22 protein-coding genes are annotated in these 24,745 nt (G+C 36.0%); 14 read left to right on the top strand and 8 right to left on the bottom strand.

All coding sequences use genetic code 11. The annotated features are described in order from the left end of the window. Window positions 1-8 precede the first annotated feature (8 nt). Window positions 9-1,205 carry an elongation factor Tu gene (gene tuf / locus DQM95_RS03530; protein WP_037592336.1) on the top strand — a complete coding sequence of 399 codons (1,197 nt, stop codon included), beginning with the start codon at window positions 9-11 and terminating at the stop codon, window positions 1,203-1,205. Window positions 1,206-1,465: 260 nt separating this feature from the next. Then, complete coding sequence (gene tpiA, locus DQM95_RS03535) at window positions 1,466-2,224, top strand: triose-phosphate isomerase (protein WP_037592335.1); 759 nt, start codon at window positions 1,466-1,468, stop codon at window positions 2,222-2,224. An 83-nt stretch (window positions 2,225-2,307) separates the two neighbouring features. On the opposite strand, the gene DQM95_RS03540 is transcribed toward tpiA, so the two are convergent. The 4 genes from DQM95_RS03540 to DQM95_RS03555 form a co-directional block, all read right to left on the bottom strand. Next, on the bottom strand, window positions 2,308-3,540 hold the full coding sequence (locus tag DQM95_RS03540) for an aminoacyltransferase (protein WP_037592334.1): 1,233 nt from the start codon (window positions 3,538-3,540) through the stop codon (window positions 2,308-2,310). After that, complete coding sequence (locus DQM95_RS03545) at window positions 3,540-4,763, bottom strand: aminoacyltransferase (protein WP_046389212.1); 1,224 nt, start codon at window positions 4,761-4,763, stop codon at window positions 3,540-3,542. Before DQM95_RS03545 ends, DQM95_RS03540 begins: the two co-directional genes overlap by 1 nt. Then, window positions 4,763-5,572, bottom strand: coding sequence for a sugar-phosphatase (gene yidA, locus DQM95_RS03550; protein WP_012658131.1), 810 nt, complete (start codon window positions 5,570-5,572; stop codon window positions 4,763-4,765). Before yidA ends, DQM95_RS03545 begins: the two co-directional genes overlap by 1 nt. A 160-nt stretch (window positions 5,573-5,732) precedes the next feature. Next, window positions 5,733-7,034 (bottom strand): HD domain-containing protein, encoded by a 1,302-nt coding sequence (locus DQM95_RS03555; RefSeq protein ID WP_037592333.1) that lies wholly within the window; start codon window positions 7,032-7,034, stop codon window positions 5,733-5,735. An 80-nt stretch (window positions 7,035-7,114) separates the two neighbouring features. On the opposite strand from DQM95_RS03555, the gene DQM95_RS03560 reads away from it, so the two are divergent. The 4 genes from DQM95_RS03560 (at window position 7,115) to DQM95_RS03570 (ending at window position 11,006) form a co-directional block, all read left to right on the top strand. After that, window positions 7,115-7,513, top strand: coding sequence for a DUF1934 domain-containing protein (locus DQM95_RS03560; RefSeq protein WP_037592332.1), 399 nt, complete (start codon window positions 7,115-7,117; stop codon window positions 7,511-7,513). A 51-nt stretch (window positions 7,514-7,564) separates the two neighbouring features. Then, window positions 7,565-7,852 (top strand): cation transporter, encoded by a 288-nt coding sequence (locus tag DQM95_RS10215; RefSeq protein ID WP_374188168.1) that lies wholly within the window; start codon window positions 7,565-7,567, stop codon window positions 7,850-7,852. Window positions 7,853-7,900: 48 nt separating this feature from the next. Then, on the top strand, window positions 7,901-8,104 hold the full coding sequence (locus DQM95_RS10220; protein ID WP_037592331.1) for a hypothetical protein: 204 nt from the start codon (window positions 7,901-7,903) through the stop codon (window positions 8,102-8,104). 208 nt (window positions 8,105-8,312) lie between these two features. Beyond that, window positions 8,313-11,006 (top strand): cation-translocating P-type ATPase, encoded by a 2,694-nt coding sequence (locus tag DQM95_RS03570; RefSeq protein ID WP_408646212.1) that lies wholly within the window; start codon window positions 8,313-8,315, stop codon window positions 11,004-11,006. Window positions 11,007-11,046: 40 nt separating this feature from the next. Here DQM95_RS03570 and DQM95_RS03575 read toward each other — a convergent pair whose 3' ends face one another. After that, entirely contained in the window at window positions 11,047-11,421 is a 375-nt protein-coding gene (locus tag DQM95_RS03575) for a hypothetical protein (RefSeq protein ID WP_012658136.1), read from the bottom strand. 113 nt (window positions 11,422-11,534) lie between these two features. On the opposite strand from DQM95_RS03575, the gene DQM95_RS03580 reads away from it, so the two are divergent. Continuing rightward, window positions 11,535-12,269, top strand: coding sequence for a glycerophosphodiester phosphodiesterase (locus tag DQM95_RS03580; RefSeq protein WP_012658137.1), 735 nt, complete (start codon window positions 11,535-11,537; stop codon window positions 12,267-12,269). A gap of 48 nt (window positions 12,270-12,317) precedes the next feature. Here the strand turns inward: DQM95_RS03580 and DQM95_RS03585 are convergent, their stop codons facing one another. Then, complete coding sequence (locus DQM95_RS03585; RefSeq protein WP_037592330.1) at window positions 12,318-13,181, bottom strand: metallophosphoesterase; 864 nt, start codon at window positions 13,179-13,181, stop codon at window positions 12,318-12,320. Window positions 13,182-13,248: 67 nt separating this feature from the next. On the opposite strand from DQM95_RS03585, the gene DQM95_RS03590 reads away from it, so the two are divergent. From DQM95_RS03590 to ftsX, 6 genes are all read left to right on the top strand, one after another. After that, on the top strand, window positions 13,249-13,884 hold the full coding sequence (locus tag DQM95_RS03590; RefSeq protein WP_037592329.1) for an HAD family hydrolase: 636 nt from the start codon (window positions 13,249-13,251) through the stop codon (window positions 13,882-13,884). A 182-nt stretch (window positions 13,885-14,066) separates the two neighbouring features. After that, window positions 14,067-15,983, top strand: coding sequence for a fructose-1,6-bisphosphatase (locus DQM95_RS03595; protein WP_111686029.1), 1,917 nt, complete (start codon window positions 14,067-14,069; stop codon window positions 15,981-15,983). Between the two features lie 100 nt (window positions 15,984-16,083). Continuing rightward, window positions 16,084-17,202 (top strand): tRNA epoxyqueuosine(34) reductase QueG, encoded by a 1,119-nt coding sequence (queG, locus tag DQM95_RS03600; RefSeq protein ID WP_012658141.1) that lies wholly within the window; start codon window positions 16,084-16,086, stop codon window positions 17,200-17,202. 48 nt (window positions 17,203-17,250) lie between these two features. Then, window positions 17,251-18,352 (top strand): peptide chain release factor 2 gene (prfB, locus tag DQM95_RS03605; RefSeq protein WP_012658142.1). Its coding sequence is split into 2 segments (ribosomal slippage): window positions 17,251-17,322 and window positions 17,324-18,352, totalling 1,101 coding nucleotides; the frame shifts between segments, so codons are not numbered across the junction. A 46-nt stretch (window positions 18,353-18,398) separates the two neighbouring features. Then, window positions 18,399-19,091, top strand: coding sequence for a cell division ATP-binding protein FtsE (gene ftsE, locus DQM95_RS03610; RefSeq protein WP_012658143.1), 693 nt, complete (start codon window positions 18,399-18,401; stop codon window positions 19,089-19,091). Further along, window positions 19,084-20,013 (top strand): permease-like cell division protein FtsX, encoded by a 930-nt coding sequence (gene ftsX / locus DQM95_RS03615; RefSeq protein ID WP_037592327.1) that lies wholly within the window; start codon window positions 19,084-19,086, stop codon window positions 20,011-20,013. Before ftsE ends, ftsX begins: the two co-directional genes overlap by 8 nt. Window positions 20,014-20,461: 448 nt before the next feature. On the opposite strand, the gene DQM95_RS03620 is transcribed toward ftsX, so the two are convergent. Both DQM95_RS03620 and DQM95_RS03625 read right to left on the bottom strand, forming a co-directional pair. Further along, entirely contained in the window at window positions 20,462-21,097 is a 636-nt protein-coding gene (locus DQM95_RS03620) for an MBL fold metallo-hydrolase (RefSeq protein ID WP_012658146.1), read from the bottom strand. 68 nt (window positions 21,098-21,165) lie between these two features. Then, entirely contained in the window at window positions 21,166-21,975 is an 810-nt protein-coding gene (locus DQM95_RS03625) for an alpha/beta hydrolase (RefSeq protein ID WP_111685939.1), read from the bottom strand. 154 nt (window positions 21,976-22,129) lie between these two features. Between DQM95_RS03625 and DQM95_RS03630 the strand changes: the two genes are divergently transcribed. Continuing rightward, the gene (locus DQM95_RS03630; RefSeq protein WP_111686030.1) at window positions 22,130-24,592 is read left to right on the top strand and encodes a bifunctional DnaQ family exonuclease/ATP-dependent helicase; all 2,463 of its coding nucleotides are present in this window, start codon (window positions 22,130-22,132) and stop codon (window positions 24,590-24,592) included. The last annotated feature ends 153 nt before the right edge of the window (window positions 24,593-24,745 follow it).

The raw sequence follows: 24,745 nt of genomic DNA on the forward strand, positions 1-24,745 counted from the left end.
TTCCCAAAATGGCAAAAGAAAAATACGATCGTAGTAAACCCCACGTTAACATTGGTACAATTGGACACGTTGACCACGGTAAAACTACTTTGACAGCTGCAATTACAACTGTACTTGCTCGTCGCTTACCAACTTCAGTTAACCAACCAAAAGATTACGCTTCTATCGATGCTGCTCCAGAAGAGCGCGAACGCGGAATCACTATCAACACTGCACACGTTGAGTACGAAACTGAAACTCGTCACTATGCCCACATTGATGCCCCAGGACACGCGGACTATGTTAAAAACATGATCACTGGTGCTGCCCAAATGGACGGAGCTATCCTTGTTGTTGCATCAACTGATGGACCAATGCCACAAACTCGTGAGCACATCCTTCTTTCACGCCAAGTTGGTGTTAAACACCTTATCGTTTTCATGAACAAAATCGACCTTGTTGACGATGAAGAATTGCTTGAATTAGTTGAAATGGAAATCCGTGACCTTCTTTCAGAATACGATTTCCCAGGTGATGACCTACCAGTTATCCAAGGTTCAGCTCTTAAAGCTCTTGAAGGTGATTCTAAATACGAAGACATCATCATGGAATTGATGAAAACTGTTGATGAGTATATTCCAGAACCAGAACGTGATACAGACAAACCATTACTTCTTCCAGTCGAAGACGTATTCTCAATCACAGGTCGTGGTACTGTAGCTTCAGGACGTATCGATCGTGGTACTGTTCGTGTCAACGACGAAATTGAAATCGTTGGTATCAAAGAAGAAACTAAAAAAGCAGTTGTTACTGGTGTTGAAATGTTCCGTAAACAACTTGACGAAGGTCTTGCAGGAGATAACGTAGGTATCCTTCTTCGTGGTGTTCAACGTGACGAAATCGAACGTGGACAAGTTATTGCTAAACCAGGTTCAATCAACCCACACACTAAATTCAAAGGTGAAGTTTACATCCTTTCTAAAGATGAAGGTGGACGTCATACTCCATTCTTCAACAACTACCGTCCTCAATTCTATTTCCGTACAACTGACGTAACAGGTTCAATCGAACTTCCAGCTGGTACTGAAATGGTAATGCCTGGTGATAACGTGACAATCAGCGTTGAGTTGATCCACCCAATCGCCGTTGAACAAGGTACTACTTTCTCAATCCGTGAAGGTGGACGTACTGTTGGTTCAGGTATTGTTTCAGAAATCGAAGCTTAATTTTAATTAAGTTCCCAGATTAACAATTAGGGTCAGACAACTCAATTGTAAAAGCCTCCTATTTGGAGGCTTTTTTATTTATATGAATTGATATTTTGTTTCCATTTTGCAATTATTTTTGTCTATTCTCTAGGGAAATGTTTTCTGAAATTATCACAAAATTTGTGAAAATTATCCCAAAAAACTGGACATTTTCTTTTATTAGATGTAAAAATGTGATAAAATAATAATTGTAAATAAAAAAAGAAGAGGTATGTGAAATGTCACGTAAACCATTTATTGCTGGTAACTGGAAAATGAACAAAAACCCTGAAGAAGCTAGAGCTTTCATTGAAGCTGTTGTTTCAAAATTACCTTCATCAGAGTTAGTTGAAGCTGGAATTGCTGCACCTGCTCTTGATCTTTCAACAGTTCTTGAAGCTGCAAAAGGTTCTGATCTTAAAATTGCTGCTCAAAATGCTTATTTTGAAAATGCTGGAGCTTTTACAGGTGAAAATAGTCCTAAAGTTCTTGCTGAAATGGGAACAGATTATGTTGTTATTGGTCATTCAGAACGTCGTGATTACTTCCATGAAACTGATGAAGACATCAATAAAAAAGCTAAAGCTATCTTTGCAAACGGTTTAACACCTATTATTTGTTGTGGTGAATCATTAGAAACATACGAAGCTGGTAAAGCGGTAGAGTTTGTGGGAGCTCAAGTTTCTGCAGCATTAGCTGGTTTAACAGAAGAACAAGTTTCTTCTCTTGTTATTGCATATGAGCCAATCTGGGCAATCGGAACTGGTAAATCTGCAACTCAAGATGATGCACAAAACATGTGTAAAGCAGTTCGTGATGTTGTAGCTGCTGACTTTGGTCAAACAGTTGCTGATAAAGTACGTGTTCAATATGGTGGTTCTGTTAAACCTGAAAACGTTGCTTCATATATGTCATGTCCAGATGTTGACGGTGCTTTAGTTGGTGGAGCATCACTTGAAGCAGATAGCTTCTTAGCATTACTTGACTTTGTTAAATAATAGATTTTAAGGTTCCAGAATTTTTCTGGAATCTTTTTTTACTCTTATGCAAAAAACCAAGTGCTTAAGCACTTGGTTTTTGATTAGTATCGATTGAGTAATTTTTTGATAGAGGAGAGAAGTTTATGTTTGAATGGTTTAGGATAATACATAAATGCTCCTAGGTTTCGTTCCACGTGACCATTGAAATTTTGTTTAAAACCAAGGACACCATCACTTCCATCAAAAACACCTGAAATTCCTAATAAATTATAACGCTTAATACCTTGTGAGATAGCCTTAATCATAACATGTTCTTGGAGAACTGCTGGTGCGTAGAATTTGTTAAATTCTGGGTAAGAACCACTAAAGAAGTAGACTGCTTCTTGCTTTGTGAAGATGAATACAGAACCAGCTAAGATAACATCTTGATCATTGTATTTTTCAATGAAATGATTTGCTTCTTCTTTGCGAATCTCAAAGGTTTGGTATTGGCTAGAGAATTCTTTGTGTTGATTTCTTTTTTTCTCGGAATTAGGATTAACTTCCAAATCCTTTTCCAGTTTATCAATTTTAGCTTTTATTTTAGCTTGATCTTTTTCCAAGTTAGCATAATACTCTTTAAAATTTAAAGTTGCTACTAAGAATTCAGCTTTGTCCTTAAAACTATCAAATAAAAATTCGTAATACTCTAGAGGTTTATCATTATAATCTCGTCGATCAGAAGTAGCAGAAGTAATGTCCTTAAACAGATCGAGTTCATCACGTTTTAATTGACGAATACTGATTCCAAATGTTTTAGCTTTTTTGACCAGTGGTTTTCCTTTTTTACTAAAGGAATTGAGCAATTGACTTTCTGTCAAACCTTCAAGATTTTTAATATAATGCCAATCGGCTTCCTCAAAACCTGTCGTTAACCCTTCATAAGTGAAGTTTGCATCTGTAAAATAAGGTATTAATTCTTCATGAGTTTCAGAAATTGGCTTTCCATGGTCGTCATATTGTTGATAAATAAAATAAGGTTTAACTTTTAATTCAATAACCTTATTTTGTTTAGCATACTCTGTTAACCCAACAAGAAATTCTTTTAAATAGGACGTTTCATGATAAATAGGTCCATAATGGATTTCCATGTGTAGTCCACCTGCAACTGCAGTACTAAATGTTACTGCAGCAACCTGAATCGTATCTTTTTGATCTTTAAATCCGACCAATTGGGTTTGGTAACCCCTTTTATGTAGCAAATCTCTCATAGAAAGAGATTGTTCAAAAAAACGGTGATCAACTGATTCAGAAAAGGTTTCAAATTCTAAATCATTTAATATTACAAAAGGCATTAGTGTTTACTCCTTAATTGTTTGCGTAAATTATAGGCTAACATCGCTGGTCTGTATAGAAGACTAACGGGTATGTTAAATTCACCTGCAAATTCTTCAATTTGTGGATTTAATTTGGATTTAAAATGGTAAAGACCGCCATCTAATTGATTTTCAATCCCTCCCATGTTTTGCCACAAACAACCTCGTTGAAAAGCTTCAGTTGCTGTTTCGAACCAAGTTAATAAGGGTGCCTGATATTGCTTAAATTCCTCATCCATTCCAGCATATAGATTTTCTGACGTTTTTCCGAAAATAAGTGTTAAAGTTGCTGCTAATGGTACAAGTGTTGAACCAGCATTCATTTTATCGCTTAAGAAATCTAATTCCTGTTGAATTCTTGAAATGGCACTGGCTGTTTCTTTTTTCTTGCCTTCTTTTGTTTTTTCGTTAAATTTTGATTGGTTGGTCAACAACTCAGAAAGTTGCTGTTCTAATAACTGATGGCGTTCAGCTAAGTTGAGGCGTGACATTGTAATATAGGAATCTTCAGGATATGTTTCCATTAATTTTTGATAATAGTCGAGACCACGCAGGTGAATATTTTTACGTTCCTCTGTTTTTTTCATTAATTGTGCAAAGGATTCTAGTAATTCTTGACCGCCTATGATGGTCTCAATACCCTTATTTTGTGCTGTTCGAATAGCTTGCTTGGTTTTCTTAGGTAAGGTTTGCAAGCTAAATTGATTCGCATAAATGTTTGCCTGTAATCGGGGTTGAATCGTTTGCGCAATATCTTTTGTTCTACCAGACCATTCAACACCTCGTTTTTTTAAAAATTCAATAGCTGAAAGTGTAATATCAATTTCTTCAATTTCATTGTTTATCTCAGAAATCGAAAACTGTTTGAGGAAAAGACTTGGATCACATTTAATAAAAAGTGCCTTTTGTTTCTTTCCATACTTTTTTAAGGATTCCAGAACAAAATCGACTAATTCAAAATCTGAATAATCCATAATTGGACCACGAGGAATATAGATTAAACTTTTACCAAGAGGTAATTTTTTGATGAGAAGAGTAGTAGATGCGACCAGTGTTTTATTATCATAAAACCCAATGATTTCATGGTCCCAATTGTCTTTTATAGTTGCCCATTTTGAACTTTGTAAAAGATTGCATTTGGGATTAGCTAAAACAAATGCATCATGTTCTTTTTCTGAAATTCCAATTTTATAGGTATACATTAGTCTAAAACCCACTGACGTAATGCATAAGCTACGCCACTTTCATTATTTGATTTGGTAATGTATTTTGCTATTTTTTTTAATTCAGGAACACCATTTTCCATGACAACAGGATTTCCAACAACTTCTAACATAGCTCTATCATTTTCAGCATCTCCGATTGCCATAGTTTGTGACATGTCTAAACCTAATTTTTCGGCAAGATGGATGATGGCATTTCCTTTTGAAACGGTTTTATTGGTAAATTCTAAGTAGAAGGGGGTTGATTTGACGATATTATATTTGTCATGAAATTCTTGTGGAATGTCTTGGATAGCGCGATCCAAAATTTCTGGTTCGTCAATCATCATTATTTTAACAATTTCTTTATCTACCATTTCTTCTGGGGTTCTGTAAAAAATAGGCATATTAACGAGAGTTGATTCATGCACAGTATATTTACCAATATTTCTATTAGCTGTATATATTCCTTCTTTAGTAATAGCATGCATGTGCACATTTAATTTTCGACTTAAAAACTCAATATCCAAATAATCTTCGTATGTCATGGTCTCTTTGACAATTTCTTCTCCGGTTTGTGCATCTTGGACTAAGCCACCATTAAAAGTAATGACATAATCTCCCTGATGGTTAAGATTTAGGTCATCTAATAGTTGAGTAACACCTGCAATTGGGCGGCCAGTAGCAATGACAACATGAACCTCTTGTTTTTTGGCATCTTGCACTGCTTCAAATACCTGATCAGTAATTTTTCGGTCATCAGTAATTAATGTGCCATCGATATCAACAGCAACGAGTTTGATAGACATGAAAATCTCCTTATAAATTATCCTATTAGTTAACATTAAAAAATATCTATCCTCTATCATACTAAAAAAGCTCTTATTTGTCATGAAATCTAATGGATATTTACATTAAGCCAGACTGAAAACGATTTAAAATAAAAAGAAGGAATATAAAATACCCTTCTTAATTTGGAAAATGAAAATGTTCATTTTGAATATAGGAAACAAATTCTTCTTTATAACCTGCAAATAAGTCATCAGCTATCAACATTTCTTTTGGGAAATAGAAACGGCGGTCTCCATAGGTAGTACCTGTCAAAGTTTTTACAATTGGGGATAAATGGGAAAGCTCCGCACGGCTACCATCTTTCTGAATCATTTCAATTTGTGTTCTTGGATTTTTGGTTTCAGGACGGTAGACGTCGTAAGGTAAATCAAAGTTAACATGTATTCCAGTATAATAATCAGGATTAAAACCGACGGCTTCTACCAGTTCTCTAAGATGGTCTAATTTGCCTTCAGTATGCTCATCGAATGTGACAGATTTAAGAATTTTACGATTGATAAAACGGCTGGCCAAATCAGATAAAATGTGATCGTCACTTGAAATCCAGGTTTGGAAGTATGTGTTGAGGACACCGTCATCTAAAAACAAATAGTCATTTAAAGTAAATTGATTTTTTAAAAAGGGGATTAGTGACGGTGCCGTTTTGCAAATATAGTCAGGATTTTTTTCATACATCCGTTTTGCTCGTTTTAACAGATTTTGAAGGGTTAGTTCGACACCACGACTTGCCGGATGAAAATACACTTGCATATACATTTGGAATCGGCTAACAATATAATCTTCTACAGCATGCATGCCATTTTTCTCAAAGACGATTCCATTTTCAACTGGCCTAATGACACGTAAAATGCGCATTAAATCAAATTGCCCATAATTAGCTGCAGAAAAATAAGAATCTCGCAATAAATAGTCCATCCGGTCACAATCTATTTGACTAGAAATCAATTGGACAACTTGTTTATTAGGATAGCTATGATTGATGACACTAGCTACTTTATCAGGAAAATCAGGTGCAACACGGCTTAAGATTTGATTAATTTCAGTTTCTGGATTTGTAATAATTTCTTGAGTTATGGCTTCATGGTCTGTTTGAAATAATTTTTCAAAGGTATGAGAATAGGCACCATGACCAATATCGTGAAGTAATCCAGCAGTCATGGTAAGAAGCGATTCTTCCTTATCCCATACTTGAGGATATTTTTCCTCAAAAATCTCTGTAACTCGTCGAGCAATTTCATAGACACCTAGACAGTGTGAAAAACGACTATGCTCAGCTCCATGAAAAGTGAAGGCAGTAGTCGGAACTTGTTTAATTCGTCTTAAGCGTTGAAATTCTTTGGCGTTAACCAAGTCGTAAATAACCTGATGGTTGATATGGATGTAATTGTGAACAGGGTCACGGAAAACTTTTTCGTTCATATATATATTATATCAAAAATTGATAAAATAAGGATAAATTGGTAGAATGTACAAGGTAACAGGAATGGAACGGAGCACATATGAAAATAGAAATAACAAATGAAATTAGTTCAGATGGTCAACTTGAGAAAATAAAGGAAGTAAGAGACTGTCAGGTATATGAAAAAGGTGATTTTAGCTATCTGCTATATTATAATGATGAAAATGAAAAAGTAATCATTAAGAGTAACCAGTCTCAAATGATGATGACTCGATTTTCCAAGCCCAAAACCATCATGACTTTTATCGCTGGTCAACCCCAATCTTTTGTTATTCCTACACCACTTGGTTTACAACAATTTCAAATTGACACTCATGATTATGACTTTAATCTTAATGATAGAACGATTACATTAAACTATTGTTTACTACAGGCGGATGGGAAAGAAACATTTGCAACTTATCGTCTAGAAATAAAATGGTATTCCGATGAACAATAAGGAACATGAAGGAGTGGCTAGCGCCATTCTTGCTTAATCTCAAATATTTTAGTGGCCCTTTCTAAATTAGTTGCCTACCTTTTTTTGGGATCCGTAGCTATGATGAACGAATCCATTCATAGTTTAGTTGACTGTGGTAATCAATTATTACTTCTAATTGGGGACAAAAAAGCTAGGGAATTAGCTTCTAAGAGTCCCCCTTTTGGTGAAGCAAGAGCTAAGTATTTCTATTCCACCATTGCTGCCATGATGCTTTACTTTGGTGGTGGTGTACTGGTAATTATGGAAGCCATGAAAAACTCTTTGAGCCAGAACATGCAATTAGCAATTTTGCCTTAATAATTGCTGTCCTCATCTCTGGGATGCTTGTAGAAAGTGCCAGTTTAAGTGGAGCGTCTTATTGATTTAAACACGATTCATTTAAGTGCCACAGATGTGATGGTTACTGCAAAAATCGAAATGGATTCCCCATTTTTAACAGAGGCGACCTCTGTCATTAATCAGCTTGAATCTGAAATGAGAAATGCTTTACCCGAATACAAACTTTATATCTATATCGAAATGGATACTTATACAGATAGTTATGAATAACAATTATTGAATTAGAAATGAAAACTAATCCTTGTTTTTTTAATGTTTTTTTTCTATAATAATAACTATATCAAGGGAGTAGCAGACGGGTTTACCCGTGATTGTATCGTCACTACGGAATTTCGATTTCCGGTGCAATCTGAAACAGCGAGACTTGTTTAACTAAATTAAACAGGTCTTTTTATATCCTTTTAAAAGGCCAGGGAGGATGGAGAATTTGTCAAAAGAACAAAGTAAAAAAGTGTATTACACACAATCCGAAGAGACTGTACTTGAAGAATTACAATCAAGTCAAGACGGTCTTTCAACCAGTGAAGCCAAAAGCCGTTTAGACCAATATGGTCGTAACGAGCTTGATGAGGGCGAAAAAAGAAGCCTATTCATGAAGTTTCTTGATCAGTTCAAGGATTTAATGATTATTATCTTGATCGTTGCAGCTGTGCTTTCAGTTATCACTGAAGGAACTGAAGGGATGACAGATGCTATAATCATCTTAGCTGTTGTTGTTCTTAATGCGGCATTTGGTGTTTACCAGGAAGGCCAAGCAGAAGCAGCTATTGAAGCTTTAAAGTCAATGTCCAGCCCGCTAGCGCGTGTTCGTCGTGATGGACATGTGATCGAGCTTGATTCCAAAGAATTAGTTCCCGGTGATATCGTTCTTTTAGAAGCTGGAGACGTTGTACCAGCTGATATGCGTCTTCTTGAAGCTAACTCATTGAAAATTGAAGAGGCAGCTTTAACTGGTGAATCTGTTCCAGTTGAAAAAGATCTTTCAGCAACTGTGGCAGAAGATGCTGGTATCGGTGACCGTGTCAATATGGGGTACCAAAACTCAAACGTTACCTATGGACGTGGTATGGGTGTTGTCACAAATACTGGTATGTATACTGAAGTTGGTCATATTGCTGGGATGTTAGCAAATGCTGATGAAACAGATACGCCACTTAAACAAAATTTAGACCACCTGTCTAAAATTTTAACTTACTTGATTTTAGTTATTGCAGCCGTTACATTTGCAGTTGGTGTTTTCGTTCGTGGACAACATCCATTAGAAGGTTTAATGACATCGGTAGCCCTTGCCGTTGCAGCTATTCCTGAAGGTTTACCAGCGATTGTAACAGTAGTTCTTTCATTAGGAACTCAAGTATTAGCAAAACGTAATGCTATTATCCGTAAGTTACCAGCAGTAGAAACCCTTGGTTCAACTGAAATTATCGCATCTGATAAAACTGGTACCCTTACCATGAATCAGATGACTGTTGAAAAAATTTATACTAATGGCCAGTTGCAATCAGCTGGATCTGATATTGATTTTTCAAACAGCACTCTTCGCGTCATGAACTTTGCTAATGATACGAAAATTGATCAATCTGGTAAATTGATTGGTGACCCAACTGAAACAGCTTTAGTCCAATATGGTTTAGATCATGGATTCGATGTGCGTGATATCTTAGTTAATGAACCACGTGTCGCTGAATTACCTTTTGATTCTGACCGTAAATTGATGGCAACTATTCATAAAGAAGCTGATGCTAAATATTTTGTTGCCGTTAAAGGTGCGCCTGATCAACTCTTAAAACGTGTGACTCAAATTGAAGATAATGGAACTATCCGCCCAATTACTGAGGCTGATAAAACTGCTATCTTGGATATGAATAAATCATTGGCAAAACAAGCCCTTCGTGTCTTGATGATGGCTTATAAATATGTTGATACTATACCAACTCTTGATAGTGAAACAGTTGAAGCTGAGTTAATTTTCTCAGGTCTTGTCGGTATGATTGACCCAGAACGTCCTGAGGCAGCGCAAGCTGTGAAAGTAGCTAAAGAAGCTGGTATTCGTCCAATCATGATTACTGGTGATCACCAAGATACTGCGGAAGCCATTGCCAAACGTTTAGGCATCATTGATGAAACTGATAACGAGGATCATGTTTTTACTGGTGCAGAACTCAATGAGATTTCAGATGAAGAGTTCCAAAAAGTCTTCAAGCAATACTCCGTTTATGCGCGTGTATCTCCTGAGCATAAAGTTCGTATTGTTAAGGCTTGGCAAAATGAAGGTAAAGTGGTTGCCATGACTGGTGATGGTGTAAATGATGCACCGTCTCTTAAGACAGCTGATATCGGTATTGGTATGGGTATCACTGGTACAGAAGTATCTAAAGGTGCTTCTGATATGGTACTTGCAGATGACAACTTTGCAACAATCATTGTTGCTGTTGAAGAAGGACGTAAAGTCTTCTCAAATATCCAAAAAACAATTCAATACTTGCTTTCAGCAAATATGGCTGAGGTCTTCACTATTTTCCTTGCAACTTTATTTGGTTGGGATGTATTGCAACCGGTTCACTTGCTTTGGATTAACTTGGTAACAGATACTCTTCCAGCTATCGCTTTAGGTGTAGAACCTGCTGAGCCAGGTGTTATGAGTCATAAACCTCGTGGTCGTAAGTCTAGTTTCTTTGATGGCGGTGTTAAAGAAGCTATCCTTTACCAGGGTGCTTTCCAAACCATGCTTGTTTTAGGCGTTTATGCTTTCGCACTTAAGTTCCCAGAACATTCAACTTATAAAGAGATTCATGCGGATGCCTTGACTATGGCATATGTAACCTTAGGATTAATCCAATTGGTACATGCATATAATGTTAAGTCAGTTTATCAATCCATGTTTAAAGTTGGACTCTTTAAAAATAAATTGTTCAACTATTCCATTCCAGTTGCTTTCATTATGTTAATGATAACTGTAGTAGTTCCTGGTTTCAATAAATTCTTCCATGTGGCACATTTAAGTGCTAGCCAATGGCTAGTTGTCATTGTTGGCAGCTTACTCATGGTAGTATTAGTTGAGCTTGTGAAAGCTGTACAACGTGCTATGGGCATGGATGAAAAAGCTATTTAACAAACCAAAAAAAAACGATTCTATAGTGTAGAATCGTTTTTTATTCTTTTATAAATCGATAACTTGGTAATAATGCAATTGGAATAATAGAAAATCCTAAAAAGGTGTTGATGAGACTTGTTGAAGGTAATGTTTTTTTGAAAAAATAGATAAAGAAAAAATAAATGAGTATGTAAGCCCATCGGATCGTTAGCGTAATATAATTGCGCTTTATGATAATATGGTCACCGTTTGAGACTTTAATATTTGGGTAATCAAGAAATTGATAGGAAAGTAAAGTCATATTATTTGGAATGTCGAGTGCAATGGTTTCTTTATTTCCTACTTCAGCAACATACTTTTTATTTAAGCGAATAGCTAATTTTGGACTAAATGTCGTCATTACTCTCGCTTGACATGTAATTGTAATTGACATAAGCACCTCCGAAAACGATTACTATGGTATTATAGCATTTTTTGAACCTCTTAGCCTTATTTCCTCAAGAACTTGTGGTAAACTATTAGTAGAAATGGATTGAGGAGATCGGCATGACAGTCATTTTTGCCCATAGAGGGAGTAAGTGTAATCGCCCTGAGAACACTCTAGCAGCTTTTAAGGAGGCTATCAGAGTTGGCGCAGACGGGATTGAATTAGATGTCCATAGAACATTGGATCATGAGTTAGTCGTTATACATGATGAAACTGTTGATCGCACAACAAATGGTTATGGCTTAGTAAGGGAATTGACCTTAAGTCAGATAAAGGAACTAGATGCGGGTTCTTGGTTTTCCCCTGTTTATTTTGAAGAAAAAATACCAACTTTAAAAGAAGTCTTAGACTTTCTGGTTTTGGAGAAGTTTGACGGGACTTTAAATATTGAAATCAAAACGGATAAATACCATTACCCCAATATTGAAGCAGATATTGCTTCTATAATGCATTCCAGACCTTGGCCATTTAAATATCTTTATTGTAGTTTTAATTTTCGCAGTCTCAAATTAATGGAGACATGTGATCCAGGCATTGAGTTGGCATTTCTCATGAAAACAAACCCATTCCAAATCTGGTTAGGACGAAAGTCAGCTTTTGTTGGTGCCATTCATCCTAATAAATTATGGGTATTTAATGCTAAAAATAAATTGAACACCATCGGAAAATCCATAAGACCTTGGACACTTAACAAAGAAAAGCAGATTGAGCAGGCTTTTCAATTAGGTTTAGCTGGTTTTATGACGGATAATCCTGAGTTAGCCATGACAGTTAAAAATCGTTTAGAAATATAAATACAAGGATAAAAATCCTTGTATTTTTTTGTATCTATTTCTAAAAATTCAATAATCAATAATGGTCATGGCTAGACGAAATTCTTGAGATAATAAGTCTTTTTTATAGTTTTGGAAGGATTCTCGATTTTTAATGGCTGTGTATAATTGATTTGGTTTTCTTCTTGAGCTATCAATCAAATCTTTTTGACTTTTAATAAAGTCAGCAGTTAGTTGCCATTCTTTTTGATACCCTAAAGGTTTTGAGTGATAGCAAATAGTGTCTATTTGTCTTGCTTGCATGCGACGATGGTTATGACCAAAGACAACATCTGTGACTGGATACTGTTCAAAGATGTCATGAAATTTGTGGCTACCTAAAAAGGCATTAAAGGGTTTAAACTTTGGATGTGTTAGTAAGAAATCACGATGGGGTACAAAATGCATGGAGACTATGATTCTTTGAAAAGTGGATTCTGACAGTTTTTGGTCTAGTTTTTGACAGATGCTAGCTGTTAAAGAGGGATCCTCTTCCAGTCGTCTCAGTCTCCGGTCGAACCAGAATTGTTGCTTAAAAGCTCGATTTTGAGCGAAGCTTTTCTCCGGGAAAAAACTATAGTCATACCAACCATGAAAGCTTAATAATAGCGTTTCTTTTGATAAAAGTGTTTCCTGAAAATCAAGCTCTTGAATTGTTTTTTCGGATAAGCCCAGCATGTCATGATTACCCAAGTTGAAAGTCAGGGGGATGTCTTTCTCTATAGCCTTAATGAAAGGAAGACTGAGTCCTATAAAATCATTTGAAATATCTCCAGCAAGGTGGAGATGATCAATTTTTTCCTCTTTAAGAATTTGTATGAGCAAATCTTGCTCTTCTTCTTGAATGTGGTTGAGATCAATATGTAAGTCACTCATAACAGCTAATTTTTTCATAAATCTATTTTATCAAAAAAGTTTTTGTCAAACCATTATGATAGAATAGGTGGTAGGAGGTATCTCAATGATTAAAGGTATTATTTTTGATATGGACGGTGTTCTTTTTGATACAGAACCTTTCTATTTTAAACGGAGAGAAACATTTCTAGGAATAAAAGGCATTTCGATTCAAGATAAGTCTCCGAAGGATTTTATTGGTGGGCATATGGAACAAGTATGGAAAGAAATTCTGGGTCAAGAATTGGACCAAGAGTCTGCCAATATTTTTCTTGAAGACTATAATGCCTATAAACTCGACCATAAGGCTCCCTATCCTGACTTGATTTTTCCAGAAGTCAATGAAACGTTAATGCGTTTAAGAGATAAAGGCTTGAAATTGGCTCTGGCTTCTAATAGTAATAAAGAGGATGTTCTAAGTGCCTTAGATCAATGCCAACTTAAGGACTATTTTTCAGTTATTTTAGCACGTGAAGATGTGCTTTCACCAAAACCAAACCCTGAAATATATGAAAAGGCTCATGAGTTACTCAGTCTCGAGAAAGATTCTTTGGTGGTCATCGAAGATAGTGAGAAAGGCATTCAAGCGGGTAAAGCTGCAGGTTTGACGGTTTGGGCGATTAAGGATTACCGTTATGACATTAATCAAGAACAAGCTGATCGCTTAATTGATCATTTAGGGGACATTTTGGAATCTCTCTAAGCTTTTTAATCTCAAATCATTTTAGCAGTTTTAAGATGCTAATCTAATGTCACTTAAACTCCGATAGGAGTTTTTGTTTACGCTTTCATATTTTTGCTAGCCTTTTTTTAAAATTAGTTTTAAAATGACAAAGGAGATAGTGTTTCCCATTTGTCATAATGAAAGGAAGAAAAATAATCATCATGTCACAGTATTTTAGTCTTTTAAAAGAGAAATTTCCTACGAAATCCTCCCTCCTTACGGAAATGATAAATTTAGATGCCATTTGTCATTTACCAAAAGGGACGGAGTATTTTTTAAGTGATTTACATGGAGAATACCAAGCTTTTGACTATTTACTTAGAAATGCTTCAGGTTCAATCAAGAAGAAATTGCAAGAATGTTTTCCTGAAAAAGCTTCTGAAGACATTGACAAACTGTGTCAGTATATTTATTATCCTTCTGAAAAAATTGCTGCCCAGCAAGAAACTCTAGGAGAAAAGGCTCTCCAAGAAGAATTGTCTTTCTATCTTCCAGATCTCATTCAGTTTGTTAAATACACGGGGAGTAAATACACCCGTTCGAAAGTTCGAAAAATGTTACCGGCTGATTATGCCTATATTATGGAGGAACTATTGACTGAGGAGCAGCCTGATAAGAATAAACATTTTTATTATCAAGCTATTCTTGCCAAAGTCATTGAATTGGAGCAATTAGACAATCTTTTTGTCGCTTTTGCTCAGCTGATACAAAAGCTTTCAATTGATCATTTGCATATTGTTGGTGATATTTTTGACCGTGGGAAATACCCTGACTTCATTTTAGAGAAATTAAGATCCTTTCGAAATATTGATATCCAATGGGGAAACCATGACATCACTTGGATTGGGGCTATTTCTGGTTCCTATATTTGTATGATTAATGTGATTAGAATTGCCGCGCGCTATAATAGCATTGATTTAATTGAAGACCGTTATGGTATTAATTTGCGTCGACTCATAGAATATAGCCAAAGTCATTTTCAAGAAGAAGATGTTTTTAATCCCATTTTGGATGGAGAGGAAATTGCTGATAGTGAAAGAATGGTTTTGAATCAATTGCAACAAGCGACAGCACTCCTGCAATTTAAATTGGAGCATCAATTGATTAAAAGACGGCCTTGTTTTGGGATGGAGGCTGGTCTTCTATTTTCAAAAATAGATACAGAAAATCAGACGATTACCATTGGTGACATAACATACCCCTTACAATCATTTCCATTTGAGATGATGGATTGGGACAAACCCGACAGTTTAACAGAGGAAGAAGAAGCTCTTTTGAAAGGATTAATGTATCGATTTCAGAATTCTACTCTCTTAAAAGAGCATGTTGACTTTTTGATTGAAAAAGGAGGCATGTATCATATTTCCAATAACCATCTCTTGTTTCATGGTTGTATGCCGATGCATTCAAATGGTGATTTTAAATCCATGGTTTTTGGAAAACAAGCTTATTCTGGCAGAGCTTTGCTTGATTTTTTTGAAGAGCAGGTTTTGGAGTCCTACAAGAATCCAGATAGTCATGAAGATTTTCAAACTGATATTTTCTGGTATCTGTGGTGTGGTGAAGTGTCCTCACTTTTTGGCAAAGATCGGATGACGACCTTTGAACGTTATTATATTGCAGATAAAAAGAGTCATGTGGAACATAAAAACCCCTACTATAAGTTAAGGGAAAATGAAGAAATTTGTTTGAGGATTTTGGAAGAGTTTGGATTAGATAAGTCCGCCCATATTGTTAATGGTCATACGCCGGTTAAAGAAAAAGGTGGGGAGCTGCCCATCAAAGCCAATGGTCGAATGATCATTATTGATGGTGGTTTGGCCAAAGGCTATCAAAAAACAACTGGTATTGCTGGTTATACCTTGATTTCCAATTCCTATGGTTTGGAGTTGGTGGCCCATAAGCCCTTTTCATCTGTTCAAGATGTTCTTGAAGGAAAATGCGACATCATTTTTATCAAACGATTGGTTGAAATTGTCGAAAACCGGACACTGGTGAAAGAAACAGATAATGGTCAGTTGCTTTTAAAAGAAATTGCCGATCTGGAATACCTTTATCACCATTTTGATCAATTTTGATGTCTTTTAGAAAAACTTTTTGTTACTACAATTTAATAATTGTTACAAGAAGTAATTCCTTAGTCTTGAAGTCTTTATATTTTTCATTTATGATAGTAACATGGACATTAAGGCAGAAATTATAAGATTAGCCCATGAGATAGGCATTTCAAAAATTGGTTTTACAACAGCAGACGATTTTTCCTATTTGGAAAAATCGTTGCGTTTAGCGGTCGAAGAAGGTCGTAACTCAGGTTTTGAACACAAAGTGATTGAGGAGCGCATTCAACCCAAGCTTTCACTGTCATCAGCTAAAACCATTATTTCCATTGCAGTAGCCTATCCACATAAATTACCCATTAGTCCTCAAAAAACCGCCTTTAAACGAGGGAAAATTACTCCTAATTCTTGGGGGAATGATTACCACCATGTTTTGCAAGAGAAAATGCAACAACTGGCTGAGGGAATAGAGATATTAACCCAAGATTTTGAATACAAAGGCATGGTTGATACGGGTGCTTTGGTGGACACTGCCGTAGCAAGGCGAGCCGGCATCGGATTTATTGGAAAAAATGGTCTGGTAATCTCTAAAGAATTTGGTTCCTACATGTACCTAGGAGAATTAATTACCAATCTGGAAATCGAGCCTGATCAACCAGTAGATTATGATTGCGGAGATTGTAGGCGCTGTTTAGATGCTTGTCCAACCTCTTGCTTGATTGGTGATGGCACCATGAATGCCAAACGGTGTTTGTCCTTTCAAACGCAAGATAAAGGCATGATGGATTTAGAATTCCGAAAAAAAATAAAAACGGTGATCTATGGTTGTGACATTTGTCAGATTTGTTGCCCTTATAATAAGGGCATTTCAAATCCTCTGGCAAGTGCCATTGATCCTGATTTGGCTATGCCAGAATTGATTCCGTTTTTAGAATTGTCCAATAAAAGTTTTAAGGAAAAATTTGGTCACATAGCGGCTGCTTGGCGTGGGAAAAATATTTTGCAACGAAATGCTATTATAGCATTGGCAAATGGCCATGATCGAACTGCTATTGTTAAGTTGATGGAAATTATTGATAAGAATAATAATCCCATTCATACAGCGACAGCCATCTGGGCACTTGGTGAAATTGTCAAAAAACCTGATCAAGCCATGCTTGATTTTGTGCTCAGCATTAAGCCAAAGGAAGATGAGAGTCAAAAAGAATTGGAATTACTTTTGGCAAAATGGCAATTATAAAGGCAATGTGATAAAATAGGAAAGATTAAAGGATGAAGAGGTAAGTTCATGGAAGTGGCAGAAATTCGCCAAAAAATAGTAGAAAATAAAGAGAAGTTGACTAGCTTCAGGAGGTCTCTTTGACTTAGATGGTCTTGAAGAAGAGATTGCGCTTTTAGAAAATAAGATGACGGAGCCAGATTTTTGGAATGACAATATTGCGGCTCAAAAAACGTCTCAAGAACTCAATACGCTTAAATCAACTTTTGAAACCTTCCACGATATGCTAGAGTTGTCGGATGAAACAGAACTCTATTTGGAAATGTTAGCTGAAGATGAGTCAATAAAAGAAGAGTTAGAAGAAGCCCTTGTCAAGTTAGAACAGATTTTATCCCAGTATGAGATGACCTTGCTCCTTTCGGAGCCTTATGATCATAACAACGCTATTTTGGAAATTCACCCTGGCTCAGGGGGTACGGAGGCTCAGGACTGGGCTGATATGCTTTTTCGAATGTATACGCGTTTTGGAAATGCCAAAGGATTCAAGGTTGAAACCTTGGATTACCAAGCGGGTGATGAAGCGGGTATTAAGTCTGTGACCTTATCATTTGAAGGACCAAATGCATATGGTTTTTTAAAATCAGAAATGGGCGTTCACCGTCTGGTTCGTATTTCGCCTTTTGATTCAGCTAAACGTCGGCATACCTCTTTTACATCAGTGGAAGTTATGCCAGAATTAGATGATACTATTGAGGTTGATATTCGAGATGATGATATTAAAATGGATACCTTCCGATCAGGTGGTGCAGGTGGACAAAATGTCAACAAGGTATCAACAGGTGTTCGTTTAACACATATTCCAACTGGGATTGTTGTTGCTTCTACAGTTGATAGAACCCAATATGGTAACCGTGATCGTGCCATGAAAATGTTACAAGCCAAGCTGTATCAACTAGAACAAGAGAAAAAAGCTGAAGAAGTTAACGCATTGAAAGGTGATAAAAAAGAAATCACTTGGGGAAGTCAGATTCGCTCTTATGTCTTTACACCATACACGATGGTAAAAGACCACCGTACTAATTTTGAGGTGGCCCAAGTGGACAAAGTCATGGATGGGGAAATTGATGGTTTCATTGATGCTTATCTTAAATGGCGAATGGGTGATGACTAAGTCTCGACTTCCATTAGAATGAAAATGAATAAGAAAGAAGAACAAAATGGCATTAATTGAAATGAAAGGTGTTACCAAAAAATACCGTCGATCAACAACAGCCTTGAGAGATATCAATTTTACAGTCAATCAAGGAGAATTTGTCTATTTGGTTGGTCCGTCAGGAGCTGGTAAATCAAGTTTGATTAAATTACTTTATCGCGAGGAACAAGTAACATCAGGTTCACTATTTGTTGGTGAATTTAATTTAACAAAACTTAAAGGAAAACATGTTCCTATTTTACGCCGTAATATTGGTGTTGTTTTCCAAGATTATAAATTACTTCCAAAGAAAACGGTTTTTGAAAATGTAGCTTATGCTATGGAAGTTATTGGTGAGAAACGTCGTCATATCAAAAAACGTGTGCCTGAGGTTTTGGAACTAGTTGGCTTAAAACATAAAATGAGATCATTCCCAGATCAGCTTTCGGGTGGTGAGCAACAACGTGTGGCCATTGCTAGAGCGATTGTCAATAATCCAAAACTATTAATTGCTGATGAGCCAACAGGAAATTTAGATCCTGAAATTTCATGGGAAATTATGCAGTTATTAGAAAGAATTAATGTTCAAGGGACAACCATTTTAATGGCAACACATAATAGTCATATCGTTAACTCTCTACGTCATCGAGTGATTGCTATTGAAGACGGACGTATTGTCCGTGATGAAGAGGAAGGAGAGTACGGTTACGATGATTAGAAATTTTTTCCGTCATATTTGGGAATCTATTAAGAATCTCAAACGAAATATTTGGATGACAATTGCGGCAGTAAGTTCGGTTGCGATTACCTTAACATTAGTTGGTATTTTTGCAGCAACTTTATTAAATATTGACCGTGTTGCATCTGGTGTACAAAATAATATTCGAATCAATACCTATCTACCCGTTGACTCGACTGATACTGCGAAAGTGGTTCAGACAGTTGAAGGTAAACAAGTTGATAACGAAAAATACCATAAGATATACGATAATATTAAAAAAATCAAGGGAGTTGATAAAATCATCTTTTCAAGTAAAGATGAGCAGTTGAAAAAACTCCAAGATACTATGGGAGATGTCTGGAAAATGTACGACCAAGACACCAACCCTTTACAAGATATTTATATTGTTGAAACAGAAGAGCCGTCTCAGGTCAAACAAGTTAGCAAAGCCATTAAATCGCTTGATGGTGTTGAAGATGTCGACTACGGAGGTATAAATTCCGATAAGCTCTTTAAATTCTCATCATTTATTAAGACATGGGGATTAGCAGGTACAGGTCTATTACTCTTAGTTGCGGTGTTCTTGATTTCCAATACCATTCGAATGACCATTATGAGTCGTCAAAGAGATATTGAAATCATGCGATTGGTAGGAGCAAAAAATTCTTATATTCGTGGTCCTTTCTTCTTTGAAGGCGCTTGGGTTGGTTTCTTAGGTGCTATCATCCCTTCTTTAATTATTTATTATCTTTATGAGTATGCTTACCGTCAATTTACCCCACAATTACAATTAAATGGTTTATCCATGTATCCAGTTAACTATTATTTGTATATATTAATTGCTGTATTATTTATTATTGGTATTATCATTGGTTCGTTGGGGTCAGTTTTATCCATGAGACGGTATTTGAAGTTTTAACTTAGCAAGTTTATCTAATGATTGAAAATCATTGATAAACTACGGAAGCCGCTATGAGCGGTCTTCCTAGCTAACTTACTAAGTCCGTTTTCAAAATAATATCGATTTTGAAAACTCCCTGTCGTAACTGTAAGAAATAGGGTGATTACAAAAAAGAGGATTTCTAAGTTTATTAGAATTCCTCTTTTATGATGTCAATTCTTAATCGTATAGCAAATTTATCTAATGATTGAAAATCATTGATAAACTACGGACTCCGCTATAAGGCGGTAATCCTAGCTCACTTACTAAGTTGCCAAACCAAATGGAATCGATTTGGCTTGTCAACTGTCGTTGTTGTTTTAGAAGAGACTAGAGGGTCTTTTCTTTTTTTTAGAGTATTCTATAGCTTAAATCGTTTGAATTTTATAGATAAAAGAGAAGACAATGGCATTGTCTTCTCTTTGCTTTATTTTAGGAAAGGATTCACATTTTTCTCGTGTCCGATGCTTGTTTTTTGTCCATGTCCTGGGTAAACAGTGAAAGGATTTGGCAAGGTGAAAAGTTGATTCTTAATGGAATCTATTAGTTGTTGGTAATTGCCTGTTGGTAGGTCATACCTTCCGATGCTTTCTTTAAAGAGGGCATCACCGGAGAAAATGACTTCTTCTTTATTAAAAATGATGGAAACACCACCAATGGAGTGCCCTGGTGTTTCTCTAACAGCAAAGGTAAAACCTCCAATATGATAGTCTTTCTGATATTGAAACAGATTTTCAGCAGGAGTAGTGATGATATCTGGAATATCATTGTGTCTGATATGTCCCGAGAGATTATCCTTAGGGCTATACAACCAAGATGCTTCTTTGCTAGAAACATAGACAGGTGGATTTTCAAATGTTTTTCGAACAAGGTCTAGGCTCATGATATGGTCATAATGCGTATGTGTTAATAAGATCGCAGAAACAGGTTTCTTTTCGTCTTGAATCGTTTTTAAGATTTTCTTTGCATTGCTTCCTGGATCGATAACAATGACAGATTCCTGATTAACAAGAATATAAGTATTTTCGCTGGCAATATCATTTAAAATAGTTATTATTTTCATAGCTTCGAAATAAAAATTCTTTCTAGAATCCACACATGAATGAGATTGTGACGATTCAAATTGGTTTATTAATTAAAGAGATGTTTTAAAAAATTAGGAAAATAGCTTGCCCAGACACTTTCCGTGTGGTGTGCATTTGCAATAATATGAAAGTCTATTTGGTCAATTGGTAGACCTTGTTTAATCAGGAGGTTGTAATAATTTAAACTATTAGTAATATACAATTGATTTTTTTCAGAACCGCCCCTTTCTCCAACAGGGTCTCCTTCATTGGTACCAACTTGGATAAAAACAGATATATCCTGAGGCAAGGGATGATGACTACAAAATTCTAAAAATGCTTCTTCATTAATCCAAGATGCCATTGAAAAAATACCGATACCTCCAAAGACATTTGGGTATGCACTAGCCATGTACGCAGTAATTAGCCCCCCCATTGAAGAACCTGCTAAAAATGTATTTTTGACATCTGCTTTAGTTCGGTAATGCTCATCAATAAATGGTTTGAGCTGATTGATGAACCATTGAGCATATGCTTTCCCATCACCTTTATAACTTGGATGGTTAAGATGCAAGACATTCTTTACCGGCCATGGTGCATATTCAGGGACCCGAAAGGCTTCTGCATGATCAATGCCTACAACTATCATTGGAGGAAAATCAGGGTTTGTTAAACTATCGATAACTCCCCAGGACTTTCCTGAATAGGATTCATGATCGAAAAAAAGATTTTGTCCATCATGCATATAAAGAACAGGGTAGTTAGCATGTGGTTGGTCGTGATACTCTGTGGGTAAAAGTACTCTGATACGACGTTTTTCATCAGCATAGGGCAATGCTAAAAAGTGTGTTTCTATCAAAAGATTTTGACCTTTCATTTCTAACCAATCCTTTTCCTTTTATCAGCAACATTATAACATGTTCAAGAGAATATTGGTAACATCTTAGGAAGTGAATTTTGAGGAAAGAGTAACTTTTTAAGGCGTTCCAAGGAAATCATTGTCTATCAAAAAATGGTATAATATTGTTACTATGATCAAGGAATTCGAAAAAAAATATGCCGTCATTGATTTAGAGGCGACAAATGCTGGTTCAACAGCTAGTATCATTCAAGTTGGAATTGTTATCTTACAAGGAGGGGAAATAAGAGAAACCTTCCAAACAGATGTCAATCCGCATGAGCCTTTATCTGAACATATTAAATCACTTACTGGTATTAGTGATGAGCAACTTTCTAAAGCACCAGATTTTTCTCAAGTAGCTAAAACAATTTACGATTTGATTCATGATTGTATTTTTGTGGCTCATAATGTCAAATTTGATGCAAATCTTTTAGCAGAATCTCTTTTTTTTGAGGGGTTCGAATTAAGAACAGCCAGAATTGACACCGTAGAATTGGCACAAGTGTTCTATCCAACTTTTGAAAAATACAATCTATCTGTTTTATCAAGTGAATTGGGTCTGGACTTGTCTGATGCTCACACAGCAATAGCTGATGCTATCGCGACAGCCAAGTTATTTCTCAAATTACAAGAAAAAATAAGTCAGATCCCTTTAGAAACCTTAGAAGGCTTAGCCGATTTATCAGATAATCTGATTTTTGAAACGGGGCAGATGATTAGGGATGCCTTAATAGAGGCAAAACCATATGATGAAAGAATTTACGAAAAGGTTAATCATATTGTCCTTCGAAGAAGAGAGCAAGTTCATACGCCATTAAAATTATCACAAGATTTTGCCATTAATACTGCTCTTTTAGGTTTGGACAATAGACCTTTGCAGAATGATTTTGCCCATCTGGTTGAATCACATTTTACGGATCAGAGAGCCAGCTTTATCCAAGCTCAAGCGGGAATTGGTAAAAGTTACGGCTATCTTCTACCCTTAATTGCTAGGGCAGAGGACAAGCAAATTCTCATTAGCGTCCCCACAAAAATACTCCAAGACCAAATGATGGCTAAGGAGCTAAAAAGCATTGAGGAAGCCTTTCATGTTGATTGTCATTCGATTAAAGGGCCGGCTAACTATATCAAGCTAGACCGTTTTTATCAAAGTCTTCAAAAGGTCGATGACAACCGTTTGGTAAATCGGTATAAAATGCAACTTCTTGTTTGGCTCTTGGAAACGAAGACTGGTGATCTCGATGAAATCAAACAAAAACAACGATTTGCTGCCTATTTTGAAATGATAAATCATGATGGTGATTTGCTTCTGACTTCACCTTTTTCTTCTTATGATTTTTGGCAACGGAGTTATGAAAAAGCAAAGCGAGCTAGTGTATTATTAACCAATCATGCTTATTTTTTACATCGTGTCGAGGATGATAAGGCTTTCGCTAAGGGAAAAATTGTGGTCTTTGATGAAGCTCAAAACTTAATCATCCAACTAGATCAGTTAGCGCGTAAGCAACTTAATCTAACACAGTTTTTACAGGACTTACAAGGTCATATTGAAGCTTCACCAAGTCTCCTACAAAAACGCTTATTAGAAGGTCTGTCTTTTGAATTAGAAGAAATGGCTAACCATTTTTATTTGGGAAAGGAAAAGGAAGCCAAACATGACCAGATTGAGAGAATTCAAAAAATACTCTCGGAATTAGATTCTAGTTTATTTCAAGAGATAAGGGATATTTTCAGATATGAAGATGGAGATTATTGGATTAGTAGTGAAAAAAATGACGAAAAACGCTTTACCTATTTAAATAGCAGTAGTAAACAGTTTACAGATTTTAAACAGTTTTTACCAGATACCCTTAAAACCTATTTTATTTCAGCTACTCTACACATAAGTTCTCAAGTCACTTTAGCACAACTATTGGGTTATGAAGATTATCTTTTTGCCACTATTGCCAAAGAAAAGTCACAGCAACAATTGGTGATTTTAGACAAAGATATGCCCCAAATTAATCAAATAGATGACGAGACCTATGCTTATGAAATTGCTGAGCGTTTAGCCAGATTACTTGTGCTTCAAAAACCGATTCTCGTGCTATTTAATTCCCGAAAACATATGTTAATGGTATCTGACTTATTAGATCAGTCACACATTTCTCATCTCACACAAGAAAAAAATGGGACAGCTTATAATGTCAAAAAACGTTTTGATCGTGGTGAACAAAAACTGCTACTTGGCATGGGATCTTTCTGGGAAGGTGTTGATTTTTTCCATGCTGATCGTATGATTGAGGTCATCACTCGTCTTCCTTTTGATAATCCGCAAGACTTATTTGTAAAACGGATGAATACCTATTTAATTGATCAAGGCAAAAAACCCTTTAATGACTATTTCTTGCCAATGACCCTCTTAAAATTAAAACAGGCTATTGGTCGCACCATGAGAAGGGAAAATCAGAAGTCTGCGGTCCTGATTTTAGATAATCGTATTCTGACGCAACATTATGGACAATTTATCTATGATAGTCTGCATGAAGAATTTCTGACAACTTACGAAAATTTTGACAATTCTATGGTTGAAATGAGCCAATTTCTGATATAATGGAAAGGATAACACTTCTGTAAAAATCTTTATCAATAAGGGATAAGTTACCTGATAGTGTCCGTATCAAAAAGTGTTACCAATAGAAATGAAGCAATGGATTCACAGTTCATATCATTTATGACTCAGAGCTTAAAGATAGTTTTGTGAGTG

This window comes from Streptococcus uberis, assembly GCF_900475595.1.
GTDB lineage: Bacteria > Bacillota > Bacilli > Lactobacillales > Streptococcaceae > Streptococcus > Streptococcus uberis.